18 protein-coding genes and 1 tRNA gene are annotated in these 17,899 nt (G+C 40.1%); 9 read left to right on the top strand and 10 right to left on the bottom strand.

Annotated features, from left to right (window positions below; translation table 11 throughout):
- Positions 1-94 precede the first annotated feature (94 nt).
- The 4 genes from scpA to udk are packed head-to-tail and all read right to left on the bottom strand — an operon-like array spanning position 95 to position 4,634.
- The gene (scpA, locus tag QHT84_RS07095) at positions 95-2,296 is read right to left on the bottom strand and encodes a methylmalonyl-CoA mutase (protein ID WP_283238861.1); all 2,202 of its coding nucleotides are present in this window, start codon (positions 2,294-2,296) and stop codon (positions 95-97) included.
- 2 nt (positions 2,297-2,298) lie between these two features.
- The gene (locus QHT84_RS07090) at positions 2,299-3,660 is read right to left on the bottom strand and encodes a methylmalonyl-CoA mutase subunit beta (protein WP_283238860.1); all 1,362 of its coding nucleotides are present in this window, start codon (positions 3,658-3,660) and stop codon (positions 2,299-2,301) included.
- A 9-nt stretch (positions 3,661-3,669) separates the two neighbouring features.
- Positions 3,670-4,023, bottom strand: a complete 354-nt coding sequence (locus QHT84_RS07085) for an FtsB family cell division protein (RefSeq protein WP_283238859.1) — start codon at positions 4,021-4,023, stop codon at positions 3,670-3,672.
- A 2-nt stretch (positions 4,024-4,025) separates the two neighbouring features.
- Complete coding sequence (gene udk, locus QHT84_RS07080) at positions 4,026-4,634, bottom strand: uridine kinase (RefSeq protein ID WP_283238858.1); 609 nt, start codon at positions 4,632-4,634, stop codon at positions 4,026-4,028.
- 142 nt (positions 4,635-4,776) lie between these two features.
- On the opposite strand from udk, the gene QHT84_RS07075 reads away from it, so the two are divergent.
- Both QHT84_RS07075 and trxB read left to right on the top strand, forming a co-directional pair.
- Positions 4,777-4,851, top strand: a tRNA-Pro gene (locus QHT84_RS07075).
- A 395-nt stretch (positions 4,852-5,246) separates the two neighbouring features.
- Positions 5,247-6,194, top strand: a complete 948-nt coding sequence (gene trxB, locus QHT84_RS07070; protein WP_283238857.1) for a thioredoxin-disulfide reductase — start codon at positions 5,247-5,249, stop codon at positions 6,192-6,194.
- A 370-nt stretch (positions 6,195-6,564) separates the two neighbouring features.
- Here trxB and QHT84_RS07065 read toward each other — a convergent pair whose 3' ends face one another.
- From QHT84_RS07065 to QHT84_RS07040, 6 genes are all read right to left on the bottom strand, one after another.
- A complete protein-coding gene (locus QHT84_RS07065) occupies positions 6,565-7,404 on the bottom strand; it encodes a GIN domain-containing protein (protein ID WP_283238856.1) in 840 nt (279 codons plus the stop codon).
- 106 nt (positions 7,405-7,510) lie between these two features.
- Entirely contained in the window at positions 7,511-8,251 is a 741-nt protein-coding gene (locus QHT84_RS07060; protein WP_283238855.1) for a head GIN domain-containing protein, read from the bottom strand.
- A gap of 2 nt (positions 8,252-8,253) precedes the next feature.
- Positions 8,254-9,996 (bottom strand): PspC domain-containing protein, encoded by a 1,743-nt coding sequence (locus QHT84_RS07055; RefSeq protein ID WP_283238854.1) that lies wholly within the window; start codon positions 9,994-9,996, stop codon positions 8,254-8,256.
- 5 nt (positions 9,997-10,001) lie between these two features.
- Positions 10,002-10,331 carry a PadR family transcriptional regulator gene (locus QHT84_RS07050; protein WP_283238853.1) on the bottom strand — a complete coding sequence of 110 codons (330 nt, stop codon included), beginning with the start codon at positions 10,329-10,331 and terminating at the stop codon, positions 10,002-10,004.
- Between the two features lie 95 nt (positions 10,332-10,426).
- The gene (locus QHT84_RS07045) at positions 10,427-10,804 is read right to left on the bottom strand and encodes a hypothetical protein (protein ID WP_283238852.1); all 378 of its coding nucleotides are present in this window, start codon (positions 10,802-10,804) and stop codon (positions 10,427-10,429) included.
- 175 nt (positions 10,805-10,979) lie between these two features.
- Complete coding sequence (locus tag QHT84_RS07040) at positions 10,980-11,435, bottom strand: DUF4870 domain-containing protein (RefSeq protein ID WP_283238851.1); 456 nt, start codon at positions 11,433-11,435, stop codon at positions 10,980-10,982.
- Positions 11,436-11,633: 198 nt separating this feature from the next.
- On the opposite strand from QHT84_RS07040, the gene QHT84_RS07035 reads away from it, so the two are divergent.
- The 7 genes from QHT84_RS07035 to QHT84_RS07005 all read left to right on the top strand — a co-directional run bounded on the left by QHT84_RS07035 (position 11,634) and on the right by QHT84_RS07005 (position 17,884).
- Positions 11,634-12,086 (top strand): DUF4442 domain-containing protein, encoded by a 453-nt coding sequence (locus QHT84_RS07035; RefSeq protein ID WP_283238850.1) that lies wholly within the window; start codon positions 11,634-11,636, stop codon positions 12,084-12,086.
- Between the two features lie 78 nt (positions 12,087-12,164).
- A complete protein-coding gene (locus QHT84_RS07030; RefSeq protein ID WP_283238849.1) occupies positions 12,165-13,070 on the top strand; it encodes a TIGR01777 family oxidoreductase in 906 nt (301 codons plus the stop codon).
- 295 nt (positions 13,071-13,365) lie between these two features.
- Positions 13,366-13,899, top strand: a complete 534-nt coding sequence (locus tag QHT84_RS07025) for a nucleotide exchange factor GrpE (protein WP_283238848.1) — start codon at positions 13,366-13,368, stop codon at positions 13,897-13,899.
- A 9-nt stretch (positions 13,900-13,908) separates the two neighbouring features.
- Positions 13,909-15,027 carry a molecular chaperone DnaJ gene (dnaJ, locus tag QHT84_RS07020; RefSeq protein WP_283238847.1) on the top strand — a complete coding sequence of 373 codons (1,119 nt, stop codon included), beginning with the start codon at positions 13,909-13,911 and terminating at the stop codon, positions 15,025-15,027.
- Positions 15,028-15,222: 195 nt separating this feature from the next.
- Positions 15,223-16,146, top strand: coding sequence for an ABC transporter ATP-binding protein (locus tag QHT84_RS07015; protein WP_283238846.1), 924 nt, complete (start codon positions 15,223-15,225; stop codon positions 16,144-16,146).
- Positions 16,146-17,450, top strand: coding sequence for an ABC transporter permease (locus tag QHT84_RS07010; RefSeq protein ID WP_283238845.1), 1,305 nt, complete (start codon positions 16,146-16,148; stop codon positions 17,448-17,450). The genes QHT84_RS07015 and QHT84_RS07010 overlap by 1 nt, the downstream gene beginning before the upstream one ends.
- Before the next feature lie 2 nt (positions 17,451-17,452).
- Complete coding sequence (locus tag QHT84_RS07005) at positions 17,453-17,884, top strand: nuclear transport factor 2 family protein (RefSeq protein ID WP_283238844.1); 432 nt, start codon at positions 17,453-17,455, stop codon at positions 17,882-17,884.
- Positions 17,885-17,899: the final 15 nt, after the last annotated feature.

The raw sequence follows: 17,899 nt of genomic DNA, 5'->3' as shown, positions 1-17,899 counted from the left end.
AAAGCAGTCTTAGTGTATTAGGAATCTTTTTTTAAAAAGTAAATCCTGTCTTGCATTCACGTAAGACAGGATTTATGACAATATTGGAGAGGTATTATTCTTGTAGTAGTACTTCCAGAATCTGAATGGCGGCATCACTAATCTTTGTGCCCGGGCCGAAAACGGCCACCGCGCCCGCATCGAATAAGAATTGGTAGTCTTGTGCCGGTATAACACCGCCTACGATGACCATAATATCTTCGCGGCCGTATTTTTTGAGTTCTTCAATCACTTGCGGCACCAATGTTTTGTGACCGGCAGCCAGCGAAGAAACCCCTAAAATATGCACATCGTTTTCTACAGCTTGCTTGGCAGCTTCCTGCGGGGTTTGGAATAAAGGACCGATATCAACGTCAAAGCCAACATCAGCATAACCGGTGGCTACCACTTTGGCACCGCGATCGTGACCGTCTTGCCCCATTTTGGCAATCATAATACGCGGACGGCGCCCTTCTTTTTTCGCGAAAGCGTCGGCTAGTTGTTTGGCTTTTTCAAAGCTCTTATCGTTTTTGATTTCTTTACTGTACACGCCGCTAAAACTTCTGATTTGTGCTTTATAGCGTCCGAAAACGGTTTCCAAGGCGTCACTGATTTCACCTAAGGTGGCTCGGTTGCGGGCTGCTTCTACGGCTAAAGATAACAAATTATTGTCATCTACACTATTGTCATTCCCGCTTGGGCGGGAATCTCCTGTATTCATCGCAGACGCCTGCTTCGCAACCTCGGTTAATTTCGCCAAACTAGCTTGTACTTTCGCACTATCACGCGTTGTTTTGATGTGGTTCAAACGCTCAATTTGTTGTTGACGCACGAGTTGGTTATCGACATCCAGAATGTGCAACGGATCTTCTTTGTCCAAACGGTATTGGTTCACCCCAACAATAATATCCTGCCCACTGTCGATTCGTGCTTGTTTACGAGCCGCCGCTTCTTCAATTCTAAGTTTCGGAATACCCGCTTCAATGGCTTTGGTCATACCGCCTAAGGCTTCCACTTCTTGAATCAAAGCCCAAGCTTTTTCGGCGATTTCGGCCGTTAAGCTTTCCACATAATAACTGCCGGCCCAAGGATCGACAGTTTTGCAAATTTTAGTTTCTTCTTGTAAAAAGATTTGGGTATTTCGGGCAATACGAGCCGAAAAATCGGTTGGCAATGCAATAGCTTCATCTAAAGCATTGGTATGTAAAGATTGTGTTCCGCCAAAAGCCGCTGCCGCCGCTTCGATAGTGGTGCGTGCTACGTTGTTAAACGGATCTTGCTCGGTTAAACTCCAACCCGAAGTTTGACAATGCGTTCTCAATGCCAGTGATTTTTCGTCTTTAGGGTTGAATTGCTTTAGTAATTTCGCCCACAACATTCTTCCGGCGCGCATTTTGGCAATTTCCATAAAGTGATTCATGCCAATCGCCCAAAAGAACGAAAGGCGAGGGGCGAACTCATCTATTTTCATTCCGGCTGCCAAACCGGTTCGGATGTATTCCAAACCATCCGCCAAAGTGTACGCCAATTCAATATCGGCAGTGGCTCCGGCTTCCTGCATATGATAGCCTGAAATGGAAATGGAATTGAATTTCGGCATTTTTTTGCTCGTATATTCAAAAATATCAGCGATGATTTTCATCGATGGCGTAGGCGGATAGATATAGGTGTTACGCACCATAAACTCTTTCAAAATATCATTCTGAATGGTACCTGATAATTGTTCGGGACGCACACCTTGTTCTTCAGCTGCCACGATATAAAAGGCCATAATCGGTAAAACCGCACCGTTCATAGTCATGGAAACCGACATTTCGTGGAGCGGAATTTGGTCGAAGAGAATTTTCATATCTTCCACCGAATCAATGGCTACACCAGCCTTGCCAACATCGCCTACCACGCGTTCGTGGTCGGAATCATACCCTCTATGTGTGGCTAAGTCGAACGCTACGGAAAGTCCTTTTTGTCCCGCCGCTAAGTTTCTACGATAGAAAGCATTACTTTCTTCGGCAGTAGAAAATCCGGCGTATTGGCGAATCGTCCATGGACGACGAACGTACATGGTAGCGTAAGGTCCGCGTAGGTTAGGCGCAAAGCCGGCACCGAAATCGAGATGTTCTAAATTTTCAATATCGGATTCGGAATAGGTTGGTTTTACTTCGATGCCTTCGGCGGTGAGGAAGTTGTTGGTTGTCGGTTGTTGGTTGTCGGCAATATTGCTTATCCCTTTCCAATTATCCTTTTTTTCTAATGCTATATGTTGGATGTTTTTTCTCATGACTAGGCTTCTTGCGATAAACGTTCCTGCTCCATTTTTTCTGCCAAGCGCTTTTCGATAATCGGAACAATTAAGGTTTTGCGTGGATTTTGTTTGACAAACGGAAATAGCTCCAAGTCGTGTTTCATTTTATCGTTTTTATTCGGATACTTATTGGTGCCCAATAATATTTCTTTTCCGCTATCAAACAGCTCTTGTTCTTTGGCGGCACTTTCACTTATTTTTCGTTGAATGGTACCTTCGATGAGTTGAGTGATTAAGCCACCGTTGGCCTCAATATCTTTAAATAACAACAACGCTTTTTCGGCCAATTGTTCGGTAATAGCTTCGATATAATAAGCACCGTCAGCCGGATTGTTTACCTTGTCAAAATAACTTTCGTTTTTAAGTACAAGTAACTGGTTGCGGGCAATACGATCGCCAAATTCGTTGTCTTTATGGTATAAGGCATCATAAGGCAGGTTCGCAATACTGTTGGCACCGCCCAAAATAGCACTCATACATTCAGTTGTAGTACGCAGCATGTTAACGTTGTAATCGTACAGCGTTTTGTTGCGTTTGGTAGGTGTGGCGATGATATGGCAGTCGAAATTGTGATTGTATTCTTTGGCTAAGGTTTGGAACAAAAGGCGTAAAGCTCGCAATTTGGCTATCTCAAAAAAGTAATGTGTTCCTACCGCAATTTCGATGGTTATGGGTTGTTGGAGTGATTTTATCCGATTGAAATACTCGTTCACATGTGCCAAAGTATACGCCAACTGTTGCACCATATTGGCTCCGGCATTTTGATATGTACTACTGCTGATGTTTAAAAACGGCAACGTTATTTTTGTAGCGATTTGGTTGAGTTTTTGAAAATCATTATCCAGGTTTTCGAACCAATTACCGTCTTTAACCAACTGACCGACAGGGTCAACTTGAATTACCATATTCGCTCCGTTTTTGGTGGCAAAATCGTTAATCTTGGTCACGCAATCGATAGAGAGAAACGGCAAATAAAAAAAATAGGTGGTGTTGGTCAACGGAAGGTTCTGCATCAAATCGGCTACGGAAACCGATTCGTTTTCAAGCGTAAATCGGATACTTTCCGCTCCGCGATGGAGCACTTCTGCCGCTCTTTTGTTGGATTTTGCCACATCGTGTACAAATATGTTTTGTACAATGTTGAATTGGGTTGCCGCTGTAGAAACGGTATATTTTACTGTGGACTCGTCAGTATGATAAAAGGGTTTGACTTTAATGCCTTCCGGACTTTCCCAAACAAGGGTTTCATTATAGTCGGCTCCTTTGAGCTCGAACTGGATTTGCTGTTTCCATTGTTTGGAAGAAACCGGTTCGAACTCCTGAAATAAGTGATCGGACATGATTACAATTTATAAAGATTTTGATTTGGATTGTTCTTCTCGCAAGGAATCGTCTTCAAATTCAATGATGTAGACATCTTCACTGTCGCGTTTCATATAGTATTTTTCGCGGGCGTATTTTTCGATTTGATCAGGATTTTTGAGGAGTTTAATGTTTTCTTCATCTTTTTTAATTTCATCCTGATAGTATTTTTTATTGTCCTCTAATTCGTCGAGTTGTTTGTTGAGTACCCGATGCTCCATGTACGACGTGTTGTCTAAAAAAAGCATCCATACCGAAAAAAAAACCAAAACGATAACATATCGGTTCCCGAGTATTTTCAGGATAGGATAGGTATCGGTAAGATTTTTAAACCAGCTCATAATTAGGTAATTCTCTGATTGATTACGGCTCTTACCACATCAATAGCCACCGTATTGTATTTGTCATTCGGGATGATGATATCAGCAAAAGCTTTGGTAGGCTCAATAAATTGTTGGTGCATCGGTTTCAATGTGGTTTGGTACCGGTTTAAAACCTCTTCCATATCGCGACCGCGTTCGGCGATGTCTCTTTTTAAACGACGAATCAAGCGCTCGTCGGAATCGGCGTGTACAAACACCTTAACATCAAACAGGTCGCGCAATTCGGGACTAGTTAAAATAAGAATTCCTTCTACAATCATTACTTTTCGCGGATGTGTCACGATGGTATCATCGGTTCGGTTGTGTGTAATGAAAGAATATACGGGTTGTTCAATGGTTTTACCGGCTTTTAAATCTTTGAGATGCTGAACTAATAAGTCGAAATCAATGGCTCGAGGGTGATCAAAATTAATTAGTGCTCTTTCCTCAAAACTCAAATTGTTGTTTTCTTTGTAATATGAATCTTGAGAAATTATACCCACTTCAGTGGCGGGCAATTCGTTCATAATCTGATGCACTACGGTAGTTTTTCCACTCCCGGTTCCACCGGCAATTCCAATAATCAGCATATAATGTTGTGTTATTTTTTAGGTTAAGCAAAAATAGAAATTATATCGGAAGTCTTAATTGTTTTTTTAAAATTAAAAAAACGAAAAAACCTTTTGAAAACTAATTTATAGTTTTATATTTGCACTCCCAATTGAGGGAATACGGGGTGTAGCGTAGCCCGGTTATCGCGCCTGGTTTGGGACCAGGAGGTCGCAGGTTCGAATCCTGCCACCCCGACGGGTAAATCCTTTCTGCTTTGGCAGAAAGGATTTTTTATTTACGGAAAAATCGAAACTCGTTACAACTTTTTCTCTACATAAAAAATCTTCGGATGGCACTTCGACAAGCTTAGTGAGACAGCAGTGTCTTGGATTGCCATTTGTTTATAAAGTTTTAAGGAGACACTAAAAGTGAATTCTAGCCCCGATGGGAGCAAGCTACCCTGCCTGACGGCAGGCAGGCAAGTAGCGCGGACAGCGGGACGAGGGTGTAACTGAAAAGCCATTGTGGCGCTCCTTATAATAGGTTTTCAACAATAATCGAATCTTATTCACAAATTGGATATAGCGATGGGTAGGCCGCGCTATTTTAGACTCAAAACCCATACATTTGCAGTCGAAAAACTTCAAATCATGTCAGATACTACAGAAAAAGTAAAATGCTTAATTATAGGCTCAGGTCCGGCAGGTTACACTGCTGCGATTTATGCCGCCAGAGCGAATATGAACCCGGTATTGTACCAAGGAACGCAACCGGGCGGACAATTAACCACAACCAATGAAGTAGAAAACTTCCCGGGTTATCCTGACGGCGTGACCGGACCGGAAATGATGGTGCAATTGCAGGCACAAGCCCAGCGATTTGGTACCGATGTGCGTGACGGATGGGTAACGAAAGTTGATTTTACCGGACCAATTCACAAAGTTTGGGTGAACGACACCAAAGAAATTCATGCCCAAACGGTGATTATTTCGACAGGAGCCTCGGCTAAGTATTTAGGATTGCCCTCAGAACAACATTATTTACAAACGGGCGGCGGGGTTTCGGCTTGTGCGGTTTGTGACGGATTCTTTTATCGCAATCAGGAAGTCGTAATTGTGGGTGCCGGTGATTCGGCTTGTGAAGAGGCCCATTATTTATCGAAATTGTGTAAAAAAGTGACCATGTTGGTGCGCAGCGACAAATTCAGAGCGTCGCGAATTATGGAAGAGCGTGTGCGTAAAACCGAGAATATTGAAATTTTGATGCACCACGATACCGTTGAGGTGATTGGAGACGGGCAAGTGGTAACCGAAGTGAAGGCGTTGAATAAAACCACCGGACAAGAGATTACCATCCCGGCTACCGGTTTCTTTGTGGCCATCGGGCACAAACCGAATACTGATATTTTTGCGGATTATATTACTTTAGATGAAACCGGTTATATTGTGAATGTACCGGGCAGTTCTAAAACCAATGTACCGGGTGTTTTTGTAGCCGGTGATGCGGCCGATCACGTGTACCGTCAAGCGATTACCGCTGCGGGAACCGGTTGTATGGCGGCGTTGGATGCGGAGCGGTATTTGGCTTCGTTGGAGTAGTAAAACGATTCTTATATGTAAATGAAATCCCGCCATTGGCGGGATTTTTTGTATACTAACTTCTTCTTTTGTCTTGAAACAAAAGAAGCAAAAATTCAAGGGGTTGAATCTTCAGCGGTCAATAAGCGTCTCAAAATCTGAAAAGAAAAGAACTCTTTCGTTGTTCCAACGAAATCAGACCGCTTTTCTTTTTTTTTTGATTTTTCAACTCATTGACGCTCGCTTGCCAGATTCTGATGCCGTATCCTAGTCGTTTTGTTAGCGATATTCAGCCACAAAAGGCGTTTTCTCTTACGCATTGATTGGCTAAAGACTTTACAAGGAGTCGGGCTAAAACAAATTAAAGAGTGGGTATGTTTTAGTAAAATTTTTATTTGGTAGTAGGTTTTTTACGGAGCTCGGCGCTGTCGGCAAATCGTTTTAAATCGATTTTTACGGGTTCGCCGTACAATTGCAGTTCACTATTACCGGAAGCATCAATGGTAACCAAATTGCTGATGCTGATACTCCCTTTGGCATAGGCACCAATTTCGATGACAGCGTTTTTAGCGGTCAATTTTTTTCCGATAAAATCGGTGTTGTTGTCTAAGCGAAGTTTGAGGTCGATGATATCGCCTTCGATTTCGGCCGATGCTTTTTGGTACAAATCAAATCGCATTTCCGGACTCGAAATCAGCGCTTTTACGTAGGCACTTTTGCTGAGGTCTATGGCGGTTTTGGTCGATTTTAAGTTGAGCTCCACTTTTGATTTATCGTTGGCCATCAGTGTAAAATTCTTGGTTTGAGCGTTTAAAAAAAGCTTGGCGTAGTCGTAGGATTTAAACGTAATGTTGTCCAGGGTGATATCGGATAAAGCAGTGACGTTGGTTTCATCTTTGGCAATCACCATGTTGAAGGTATCAGTATAGGTCACTCTGACGCTCAATTTTTTGTAGCTGGAAATATCTTTGGACGTTGAAATGCGAAGATTACTGCCGGCTAATTTAAAATCGACAAACTCGATAAGGTTGTCATCGGCCTCAATTTCGAGAGCACATTCATTTCCCTTGACCAAGAACACTTCCAGATTGTCTTCTACTTCCAGGCTTTGAAAATCGCCCACTTGTTTTAGTTCTGATTTGACAATTTTGGAGCCTTTTACTTTTTCTTTTTTTTGTCCGAATGACAACGCACATAGAAAAAGAAAGGAAATAAGTAGTGTTTTTTTCATCATGGCAGTAGTTTGGTTTTTTACTTGGTAAAATTGGCCTCGAGACCTCGAATGTCAAAAATAGAAAAAAAAACATCCCAATTTTCATTGAGATGTTTTTATTAACTTAATCTTTGGAAACACTTCCGCCCGAGCTTTCCTCTTTTCGGATTTCTTGCGGACTGTGTGTATAACTGATTGAGCTTCCGCTCGAAGCTTTGGCATCGAGTAATAATACCGGATGGATTGAGGTAGCACTGCCGCTTGAGGATTGGGCAAACACTTCATTGGCGGTTAATCCGTCGGCATCAATATGGCTGCCGCTGGAAGAGGCGGTGTTTAGTTTTAAAGCTTTACCTCGCACATTTTGTTCACTGCCGCTGGACGATTCCAAAGTGATGGTATCGGCCTCCAATTCGACAACAGTAGAACTGCCGCTGCTCGATTTTACCAAAACAGACTCGCCGGTTAAGACACCTTTGGAGCGTAATGAAGAGCCGCTGGAGGCTTCTAAACTTACAATCTTCGGCATGCGAACGATTACTTTTTTGGAAGATACATTGATATAGTTGCTATATTCAGTGCTGATAATTAGGGTGCCGTTTTCTACTTCGGTTTTGATGTCATTGACCAAATTATCATCGGCTTCAACGATAACTTCCGTTTTATCCGATTGGATGATTTCGCATTCTAAGCCTCGGCTTACCCTCACTTTGTCAAAAGAACCTACAGTACGCGTTACTGAAACCACATTGCCGCTTCCGGTGATGCTTTTTCCCAAATTGATATTATAATTGCAGGAAGTCAGCGAAACAGCCACCGCTACAGCGGTGATTAGTTTTGAAAAAAGGATTACTAATTTGGTCATGACTATTCTGATTTAATGACTACTCCGTCGGGACTGATGGTTAATTTACTTTTTTTACCCGATTTGGTATTGATGACTTCTTTTCCGTTGATTTTTACGGAAACGGTTTTTACACTGTCATTTTCCTCGGTTACATTAATATCTTCGGTTTGAATTCCGTTAGGAACATCGTTGTATTCGTTTTCGTCTTTCGGACAATCCAAACATTTTACCTGGGTTTCTTCCACGCGGTAGGTGTATTTGTCCGAACTGTAATGTAAATTGAAGAATTCGTTATCAGATTCATCGTAATTCTGAACAGTTTCATCGGCTACAAATAACGTTCCTTTTGGTAAGTACAAGTACAATTCCACTTTTTGATCACGGTACTTGTTTTCGATGTTGGTCAATAAATAGTTGTCTAAGATCAACTGATTGCCTACCATTTTGAATCCGTAGTTGATTTTTTCGGCTCTTTGATTGGCTTCGCTGAACGATTTTCCGTCAGCTAATTTTTCGATTTGCAAATATGCCTGAGGCTTATCGGTACTCTTGATTTCGAAACTGATTTGGTTGGAATAAATCACTTCTTTTTTCGTCGAATCTTGCGTAAACATGAATTCACGGTATTCACTGACGTTTTTGGAGAAGAAATCGTTGCTCACGAATTTGATGTGCAACGTATCATTCGGCAACAAATTCAATACTTCTTTTTTCACCGATTTGCCTTCAAAAGCTCTTTGAGTGGCTTCGTTGATTCCCAAGGAAACCAAAACTCCTACAGCAATAATCCAAATGGCCAGTAAGCTGTATTTGGCAATGTTTCCGATAGATTTCAAATTGGTAACCAATATTTTCAATCCCAAAATGATAAGGAAAAACAACGGAATGCCTAAGGCGATTAAAAAGAGGACTCCTTGTATCCATAAAGGTGTTTCTAAACCGATAGGAGTGGTGATGTTATTTAAAATGGTATTGGCCGGCAAAGTGGATGAAAAGATGAGAATTACAGAAGCAATCAAAACACCCAATAAAGCAAAGGAGGAGAAAAGCAATACAAATACCCCTAAAACTTTGGCAAAAGCGCCGAATACTCTCATTATTACATCGCCTAAACCATTGGCAGCTCTTTCAGCACCATATTTAACCTGATTTCCCATTTCATCATAATTGGCATTTTTGATTTTATTGGAAACACTGTCGAATTCCTCGCGTACCTTTTTTTCAATATTAGAAATGGTAACCGGCTCACCGGTCATTTCTAATTTTTCGGAAGTCGTAACAGCCTTAGGTGTTGCGATCCAAAGGATGATGTAAGCCAAGAGTCCGAAACTGGTGAAAGCCAGGATGAGAAACAAAATTTTAATCCAAACCGCATCGATTCCGAAGTAATGACCCAATCCGGTACACACACCACCAATGAGTCCGTTGTCTTTGTCACGGTACAATTTCTTGCGTCGGTTGGTATAGTTGAAATCGGTTTTGGCTTCGGTTGCATCGTCGTCAATTCGATAATCTTCGGGTTGCCCCATGACAACGATTACTTCATCAACGTCTTTAAGATTGATGACATGCTTGTCTGATTTTTGTTTTTCAGTCAACAATTCAGCAACACGCATTTCGATATCCTTCATTATTTCCTCCTTACCGGAAGAATTGGAAAGGGAGCGTTTTATAGCATCAAAATATCTTGATAATTTTTGGAATGCATCTTCGTCTATGTGGAAGAACAAGCCGCCTATATTAATATTTACTGTTTTGTTCATGATTGTTATTTTTGATTGGTTATGATATTCACGGCATCCGATAATTCAGTCCAAGTGCCGCTTAATTCCGTTAAAAAAGTCTTTCCAAGCTCGGTCAAACCATAGTATTTTCTTGGTGGTCCCGATGTCGATTCTTCCCAGCGATAATTGAGAAGACCGTCGTTTTTCAGTCTTGTGAGCAACGGATATACAGTTCCTTCTACCACAAGCAATTTAGCGTTTTTCAAGGTGTCTAATATTTCAGAAGTATAGGCATCTTTTTCTTTTAAGACAGACAAGATACAAAATTCTAAAACACCTTTACGCATTTGGGCTTTTGTGTTTTCAATATTCATAATACATGATTTAATTTTTTCTGATTAACATTCGTTTTTTGATTGAACCGTTTCATTATGAAATGTGACGGATGATAATTGAAACTCGATTACTTTTAATTCGGTTTTACTTTGATGGTTAGCTCCGACTTTTTATCGCCGATCATGGTGACTTTGTATTTTTCATTTTCACTCATGACAAAATCCAAACGATTATTGCTGTCCTTTTGAATGGTCTTGCGCAAGATCACTCTGTTTTTTTGGTCGGTCACTACAATGTTAAGGTTGTCTTTTTGATTGAAACTGAAATTTAAATTAACATCGGTGTCTTCTTTAGCAATGATTTCGAATTGATGACTTTCTTGTGGTGCCAAAGTGGTTGTTTTCAAAGACTCAGACGGTATTTTTTTGATGGTAATTACCGATTGATCTTGGGCCATTAATTTAGTAGTTAACGCTGCTACCAATACTGTGATTAAGAGTAAATGTTTCATTTGATTGATGATTTTGATTAATGATTAATGATTGATGATTGATGATTGATGATGATTGATGATGATTGATGATGATTGATGATGATTGATGATGATTGATGATGATTGATGATGATTGATGATGATTGATGATGATTGATGATGATTGATGATGATGATTGATGATGATGATTGATTATTTTATAAAATTGATGGTTAAAGGATACTTGTATACTTCGCCGTTAGAAGTTTTTACCGAACCGTAGATAATAAGGACAAATTCGATAATTTTCAAAAAGAGGAAGATCACAACCATTACTATAGCCAGAATAACAAAGCCCGGAATGTTTCCGTAATCCAAGCTTTCAAATACGAAATGACTTCCGTCATGAATATTAGTAATGGTGGTGTTTTTAAAAATACTGTAAACAAAAACCGGAACAGCAACAGCCGCCGTAATCATGAAGTATAAAAACATACTCAATTGAAAGTTCAAAACATTTTTACCGTTAGCATCTACAAAAGCAGATTCATTTTTCTTGGCACTCCATATAATTACAGGAAAAATATAATTGCCAAACGGAATAAAATATTGCGTCAAAGCACTCAAGTGTAAAAAGGTAGCGGTGTTTCTTTCGTTATTCGTTGTCATTTATTTTTGTTTTAATTGATGATTTGCTGATTTAAAATTAACAATACTATAGATAGGCTATTAATTTCTTATACAAAGATAAGTCTAAAAAAAGGTATTATGCAATACAAAGTACTTAGATTTAACAAAATATTAACATTTTGAATATTACGAACAGCTGCTACATTTTTTGTACTTTTATAGCAAAATCAAGTGTTTATGGAATTTTCACTGGCAAAACTCAACTCTTTTCTTTTTTTTAAATTACCATCTGCTTTTTGGTCCGGAGTCAGAGTCAAATCGATTACACCACAATCCTGCGAAGCAACGGTGAAGCATCGATGGTTCAATCAAAATCCTTTTAATTCCATGTATTTCGCGGTACAGGCCATGGCGGCCGAATTAACGACCGGTGCTCTGGTGATGTTGTATATCAAAAATTCCGGAAAAAAAATATCAATGTTAGTAGCTAACAACAATGGCAATTTCTCCAAGAAAGCTACCGGGCGGATTACTTTTGCGTGCCATGACGGCAATTTAATCGCCGAATCGATAAACAAAGCCATAGCTACCGGAGAAGGGCAAACCTTTTGGATGAAATCGGTTGGTGTCAATGAAAAAGGAGAGCAAGTATCCGAATTTAATTTTGAGTGGACCATTAAACTTAAATAGCAAACAAAAGTTAAACCCTTTATAATTGTGATTTCTTTTTGATTCTTTGGTTGTAATTTTGTTGAAAAATAGTGCATTATGGTTATTTTAGTTACAGGAGCCACAGGTTTAATTGGTTGTGAATTGGTAAAAAAAATACACGAAAAAAACCATACGGTTCACTATTTAACGACTTCCAAAACTAAAATTGTTAATCAACCTCATTACAAAGGATTTTATTGGAATCCTTCCCAAGGAAAGATTGATGAGAATTGCATCTATGGTGTAGATGTCATTATCCATTTAGCCGGTGCCAATATCGCTAAGCGATGGACTTCGGCATACAAACAGGTAATTATCGAAAGTCGAACGCTTTCGGGAGATTTATTGTTCAACTTAGTCAAAAAAGTTCCCAATCAGGTCAAGCAAATCATTTCGGCTTCGGGGACTGCGATATATCCGGAGAGTTTTACAGTTATGTATGATGAAAACACAACGGAGAAAGAAGATAGTTTTTTATCACATGTGGTCCAAAAATGGGAAGCATCAGTGAATCCGTTTCGGGTATTGGGCATCAAAGTATGTACACTCAGAACCGGAATTGTATTGGCTAATCACGGCGGTGCGTTACCCGAAATGGTGAAACCCATCAAGGCTGGTTTGGGTGCTGTTATGGGTTCCGGAAAACAAATGCAGTCATGGATTCATATCAACGATTTGGTTGCGTTGTACGTGTATGCTTTAGAACATCAATGGGAAGGCGTTTACAATGCTGTTTCACCCAATCCGGTTAACAACCAACAGCTAACCAAGGCAATAGCTTTTGTTTTGCACAAGCCATTGTGGCTGCCTGCCGTTCCGCAATTTGTGATGAAATTATTATTAGGTGAAATGTCTTATTTACTTTTTTCGAGTAAGTATCTTAGTGCTCAAAAGGCGCTGGATGCCGGATTTCAGTTCCAACATCCCGAAATAAAGGAGGCAATAGCCCATTTGTATGCATAAAAAAGAGCGGTCAAATAACCGCTCTTTTTTATTGTAAATATTGTTGAATTAATAATAGATACCTTTTACCAATATTCCCGAATCAGATAATTTATTTATAACCTTTAAACAAATTTAGGGAAAACGAAAACGTAATAGTCTTAAAAATATATTAAAGTTTGGTTAATTAATATAAGCCTGAAACGAATTCGATCGTATAAAAATGATGACAATTTGACATTTTAAAAGAAATGGCAGTAATTTTGCAATCGGGAAAAACAAAAAACTTTCACAGCAGTACCTAAAATTTGAGAAAATGAATAACGATAAAGCAGACAAGGAACCTATAGAAAATACAGAAGAGAACGTGTCAAACGAAATTGAAACCGCAGAGGAACTGTCGGTTGAAGCACAATTACAAGAAGAATTAGCCAAAGAGAAAGATAAATTTTTACGCCTTTTTGCCGAGTTTGAGAATTTCAAAAAAAGAACGGCCAAAGAGCGCATCGATTTGTTTAAAACGGCCAATCAGGAAGTGTTGCAGGCCATGTTGCCTGTTTTGGACGATTTTGACAGAGCGTTAGTTCAAATTGCGAAAAGTGACGACGAGGTTATGTTGAAAGGAGTGGAACTTATCCATGAAAAATTAAAAAACACTTTGGTTTCTAAAGGTTTGGAAATGGTCGATGTTAAAGCAGGAGATGAGTTTAATCCCGATTTTGCCGAGGCTATTACTCAAATTCCGGCACCGAGCGATGATTTAAAAGGGAAAGTGGTTGATGTCGTAGAAAAAGGTTATAAATTGGGCGACAAAATTATTCGATTCCCTAAGGTTGTAATCGGACAATAATATAGTGTTATGAGCAAAAAAGATTTTTACGAAATATTAGGCGTTTCCAAAAATGCTTCTCCCGAAGAAATTAAGAAAGCGTATCGAAAGAAAGCTATCGAGTTTCACCCCGATAAAAATCCAGGAAACAAAGAAGCCGAGGAAAACTTCAAAACGGCGGCCGAAGCCTACGAAGTGCTGAGCGATCCTGATAAAAAAGCGAAATACGACCAATACGGTCATGCGGCTTTCGAAGCCGGTGGATATGGCGGACATCATCACATGAACATGGATGATATTTTCAGTCAGTTTGGGGATATTTTCGGCAGTGCTTTTGGAGGCGGATTTGGCGGATTTGGCGGAAATGGCGGCGGACAGCGTCGTGTTAAAGGAAGCAATCTTCGCATCAAAGTCAAACTGACTTTAGAAGAGATTGCCAACGGTGTGGAGAAAAAAGTAAAAGTAAAACGCAAGGTGCAGGCACCGGGCGTGAAATACAAAACCTGTGCTACCTGTAACGGACAAGGACAAGTATTACGTGTTACCAATACTATTTTAGGCCGAATGCAATCGGCTACCACTTGTCATGTGTGTGGCGGAACCGGTCAAACTATCGACAGTAAGCCAAACCATGCGGATGCACACGGAATGATTTTAGAAGACGAAACTGTTTCTATTAAAATACCGGCCGGTGTGGTTGACGGGATGCAACTGAAAGTTTCCGGTAAAGGAAATGACGCGCCGGGTAACGGAATTCCGGGCGATTTGATTGTGGCTATCGAAGAGTTAGAACACGAAACACTAAAACGAGAGGGTGAGAACCTGCATTACGATTTGTATATCAGTTTTGCAGAGGCCGCTTTAGGTGTTTCAAAAGAAATTGAAGCTGTGAACGGAAAGGTTCGCATCAAGCTTGAAGAAGGCATCCAATCCGGCAAAATACTCCGTTTAAAAGGAAAAGGAATTCCGAGTTTAAACAGCTACGGAAACGGCGATTTGTTAGTGCATATAAATGTCTGGACGCCAAAGACTTTGAATAAGGAGCAACGTCAGTTTTTTGAAAAAGCATTGACCGATGAGAACTTTATTCCGAAGCCCGAAAAGAGCGATAAATCTTTTTTTGAAAAAGTAAAAGATATGTTTTCATAATTAAAAAAATAGTTTTACATTTGGTTATTACTTGGAAACAAGTAATTTCTTTTTCATAGCAATTTTTCCCATCCTTTTGTAACAATCAGGGTGGGTTTTTTTTGTAACAAAAAAAAAGAAATGCTACTTATTGCTTACTTTTACAACTCCAAGACCAAAAAGGTCATCAGGATGATATAAACTCTTTAAATAGGTATGAGCAATATACTTGAGGTAAAGCAGGTCGTAAAACAATACGGCGATTATACCGCGTTAAACGAAGTTTCGTTAACCATTCCACAAGGCAGTATTTACGGATTATTAGGGCCAAATGGCGCCGGAAAAACATCCTTAATTCGGATCATCAACCAAATCACCATGCCCGACAGTGGTGCCGTTTTTTTGGACGGAGAACCACTAAATCCTTCACATGTACAAGCTATTGGCTATATGCCCGAAGAAAGAGGCTTGTATAAAACCATGAGAGTAGGCGAGCAGTGTTTGTATTTGGCGCAGCTTAAAGGATTGTCTAAAGCCGAAGCCAAGCGCGAGTTGGATTATTGGTTTGACCGTCTGGAAATTCAAGGTTGGTGGAATAAGAAGATTCAGGAATTGTCCAAAGGAATGGCGCAAAAAATTCAGTTCGTGGTGACTGTTTTGCACAAGCCGAAATTGCTCATACTCGACGAACCGTTTTCCGGTTTCGATCCGGTTAATGCCAATTTAATAAAAGACGAAATCATCGAGCTGAATAAAAAAGGAACATCCGTTATTTTTTCTACGCACCGTATGGAAAGCGTTGAAGAAATGTGTGACCACATTGCTTTAATACACAAATCCAATAAATTAATTGAAGGCAAACTGACCGATGTTAAGAAGCAATACCGAACCAACGACTACGAAGTGGGCATTCTGACAAATAATGTGGAAGGGTTGATGTATGACCTGTCGCAAAAATTCACCTTGTCACCAACTGATTTTAAATCGCTTCACGACGAACTGAAACTCCAAATCAATTTAGGAACGGCAACACCAAACGAGTTGCTCAACACGTTGATCCAACGAGGACAGGTGACCCATTTTGTAGAAAAAATTCCGAGTGTAAACGACATTTTCATTAAAACTGTAAGTGAAAAGTAATGAGCAAAATCAGCCTAATCATTAAAAGAGAGTTTGTGGCCAAAGTGCGCAACAAATCGTTTATTGTAATGACTTTTTTAAGTCCGCTTCTGTTTGTTGCTATTGGTGTTTTTGTGGGCTATTTGAGTACCATGAAAGCCGATCAAAAAACAATCGCCATTCATGATGAATCGGGTATGTTCGTCCGCGAGTTTAAGAGTGATGATGAATTTAAATATGTCGATTTTACTTCGATAGATACGAAAGTATTAAAAGACAGTATCATTAACGAATCGTATGAAGGGTTACTCCTGATTCCCAAAGAAATAGCCAAAGATTCGTTGTCCAACAAAATTCAGTATATCTCTAATGACAGTCCGAGTGTGATGTTTGTGGAAGATTTGGAAAATGTAATCAACACCAAACTTACACAAGAAAACTACACCAAAGCCGGCTTGAATGTCAATGCCATACAAAATGCCGAATCCAAAGTGAGTATCAGTTTAGCCAAAGCCTCCGGAGAAGCCGCGCTCAAAGGATTAAACGAAATCAAAATTGCCATTGGCGGTGCTTTCGGTTATTTAATCATGATGTTTATTGTTATTTACGGCAATATGGTCATGCGAAGTGTCATAGAGGAGAAAGTGTCCCGCATCATCGAAGTGATTATTTCATCGGTGAAGCCGTTTCAATTGATGATGGGTAAAATCATCGGAACCTCATTAGCCGGAATATTACAGTTTTTAATTTGGGCGTTGCTCGGGTTGACGGCCATGTTTGTACTCTCGTCGGTGTTTGGCATTCAAATGGGAGCCAGTTCGGGAGTGAATGCAGAAGCGGTGCAGGCTGCCCAACAAGAAATGGGTGGTTCTTTGGCATTGTATATTAAAGAATTGTGGAATCTGCCGATTGCTACGATTTTGATTTCGTTTATTCTTTATTTTATCGGCGGCTATTTTCTGTACAGTTCCTTTTATGCTTCTATCGGGGCGGCAGTCGACAATGAAACCGATTCGCAACAATTCTTATTGCCTATTATTATGCCGTTGATTTTGGGCGTGTATATCGGATTTTTTACGGTAATCAACGATCCGCATGGCACGGTAGCAACGACTTTCTCTATGATTCCGCTGACGTCGCCTATCGTAATGATGATGCGTATCCCGTTTGGTGTGCCGCTTTGGCAAATCGCGGTTTCGCTTATCTTACTTTACGGAACCTTCTTTTTAGTGGTTTGGTTTGCTTCTAAAATCTACCGTGTCGGCATTTTAATGTACGGTAAAAAACCAACTTGGAAAGAATTGTACAAATGGTCTAAATATTAAAGATGAAGAAACTCTTTTTGCTTTTGGCATTGTCGGTTCCTTTTTGGGGTCAAGCCCAAAAAGAAGCCGTGCAACAAACCATTGAAACCTTTTTTGAAGGTTTTCATGCCAAAGACACCTTAAAAATCAAGTCAACTTGCAGCGAGGCCTTGGTCTTACAATCCATTTCGGAAAGCAGTAAAGGGACTAGATTTTCTACAGAGAGTCCGAAAGAGTTTTATATATCAATCGCCACTATTCCCGAAAACCTAAAATTTGAAGAGCGAATTTTGAGCTATACTATTCAAATTGATGGCACCATGGCCCATGCTTGGACACCTTATGAGTTCTATATTAATGGCAAATTAAGCCACAAAGGGGTCAATGCTTTTACGCTTTTCCTTGATGGCACTTCCTGGAAAATTGTGCACCTTATTGACACCCGACGGAATTAATCTTTATAAAATCTT

Origin of the sequence: Flavobacterium sedimenticola (assembly GCF_030053345.1) — a bacterium.
In the GTDB taxonomy this organism is placed as follows: Bacteria; Bacteroidota; Bacteroidia; order Flavobacteriales; family Flavobacteriaceae; genus Flavobacterium; species Flavobacterium sedimenticola.
This window is presented reverse-complemented; position numbering and strand designations above follow the sequence as displayed.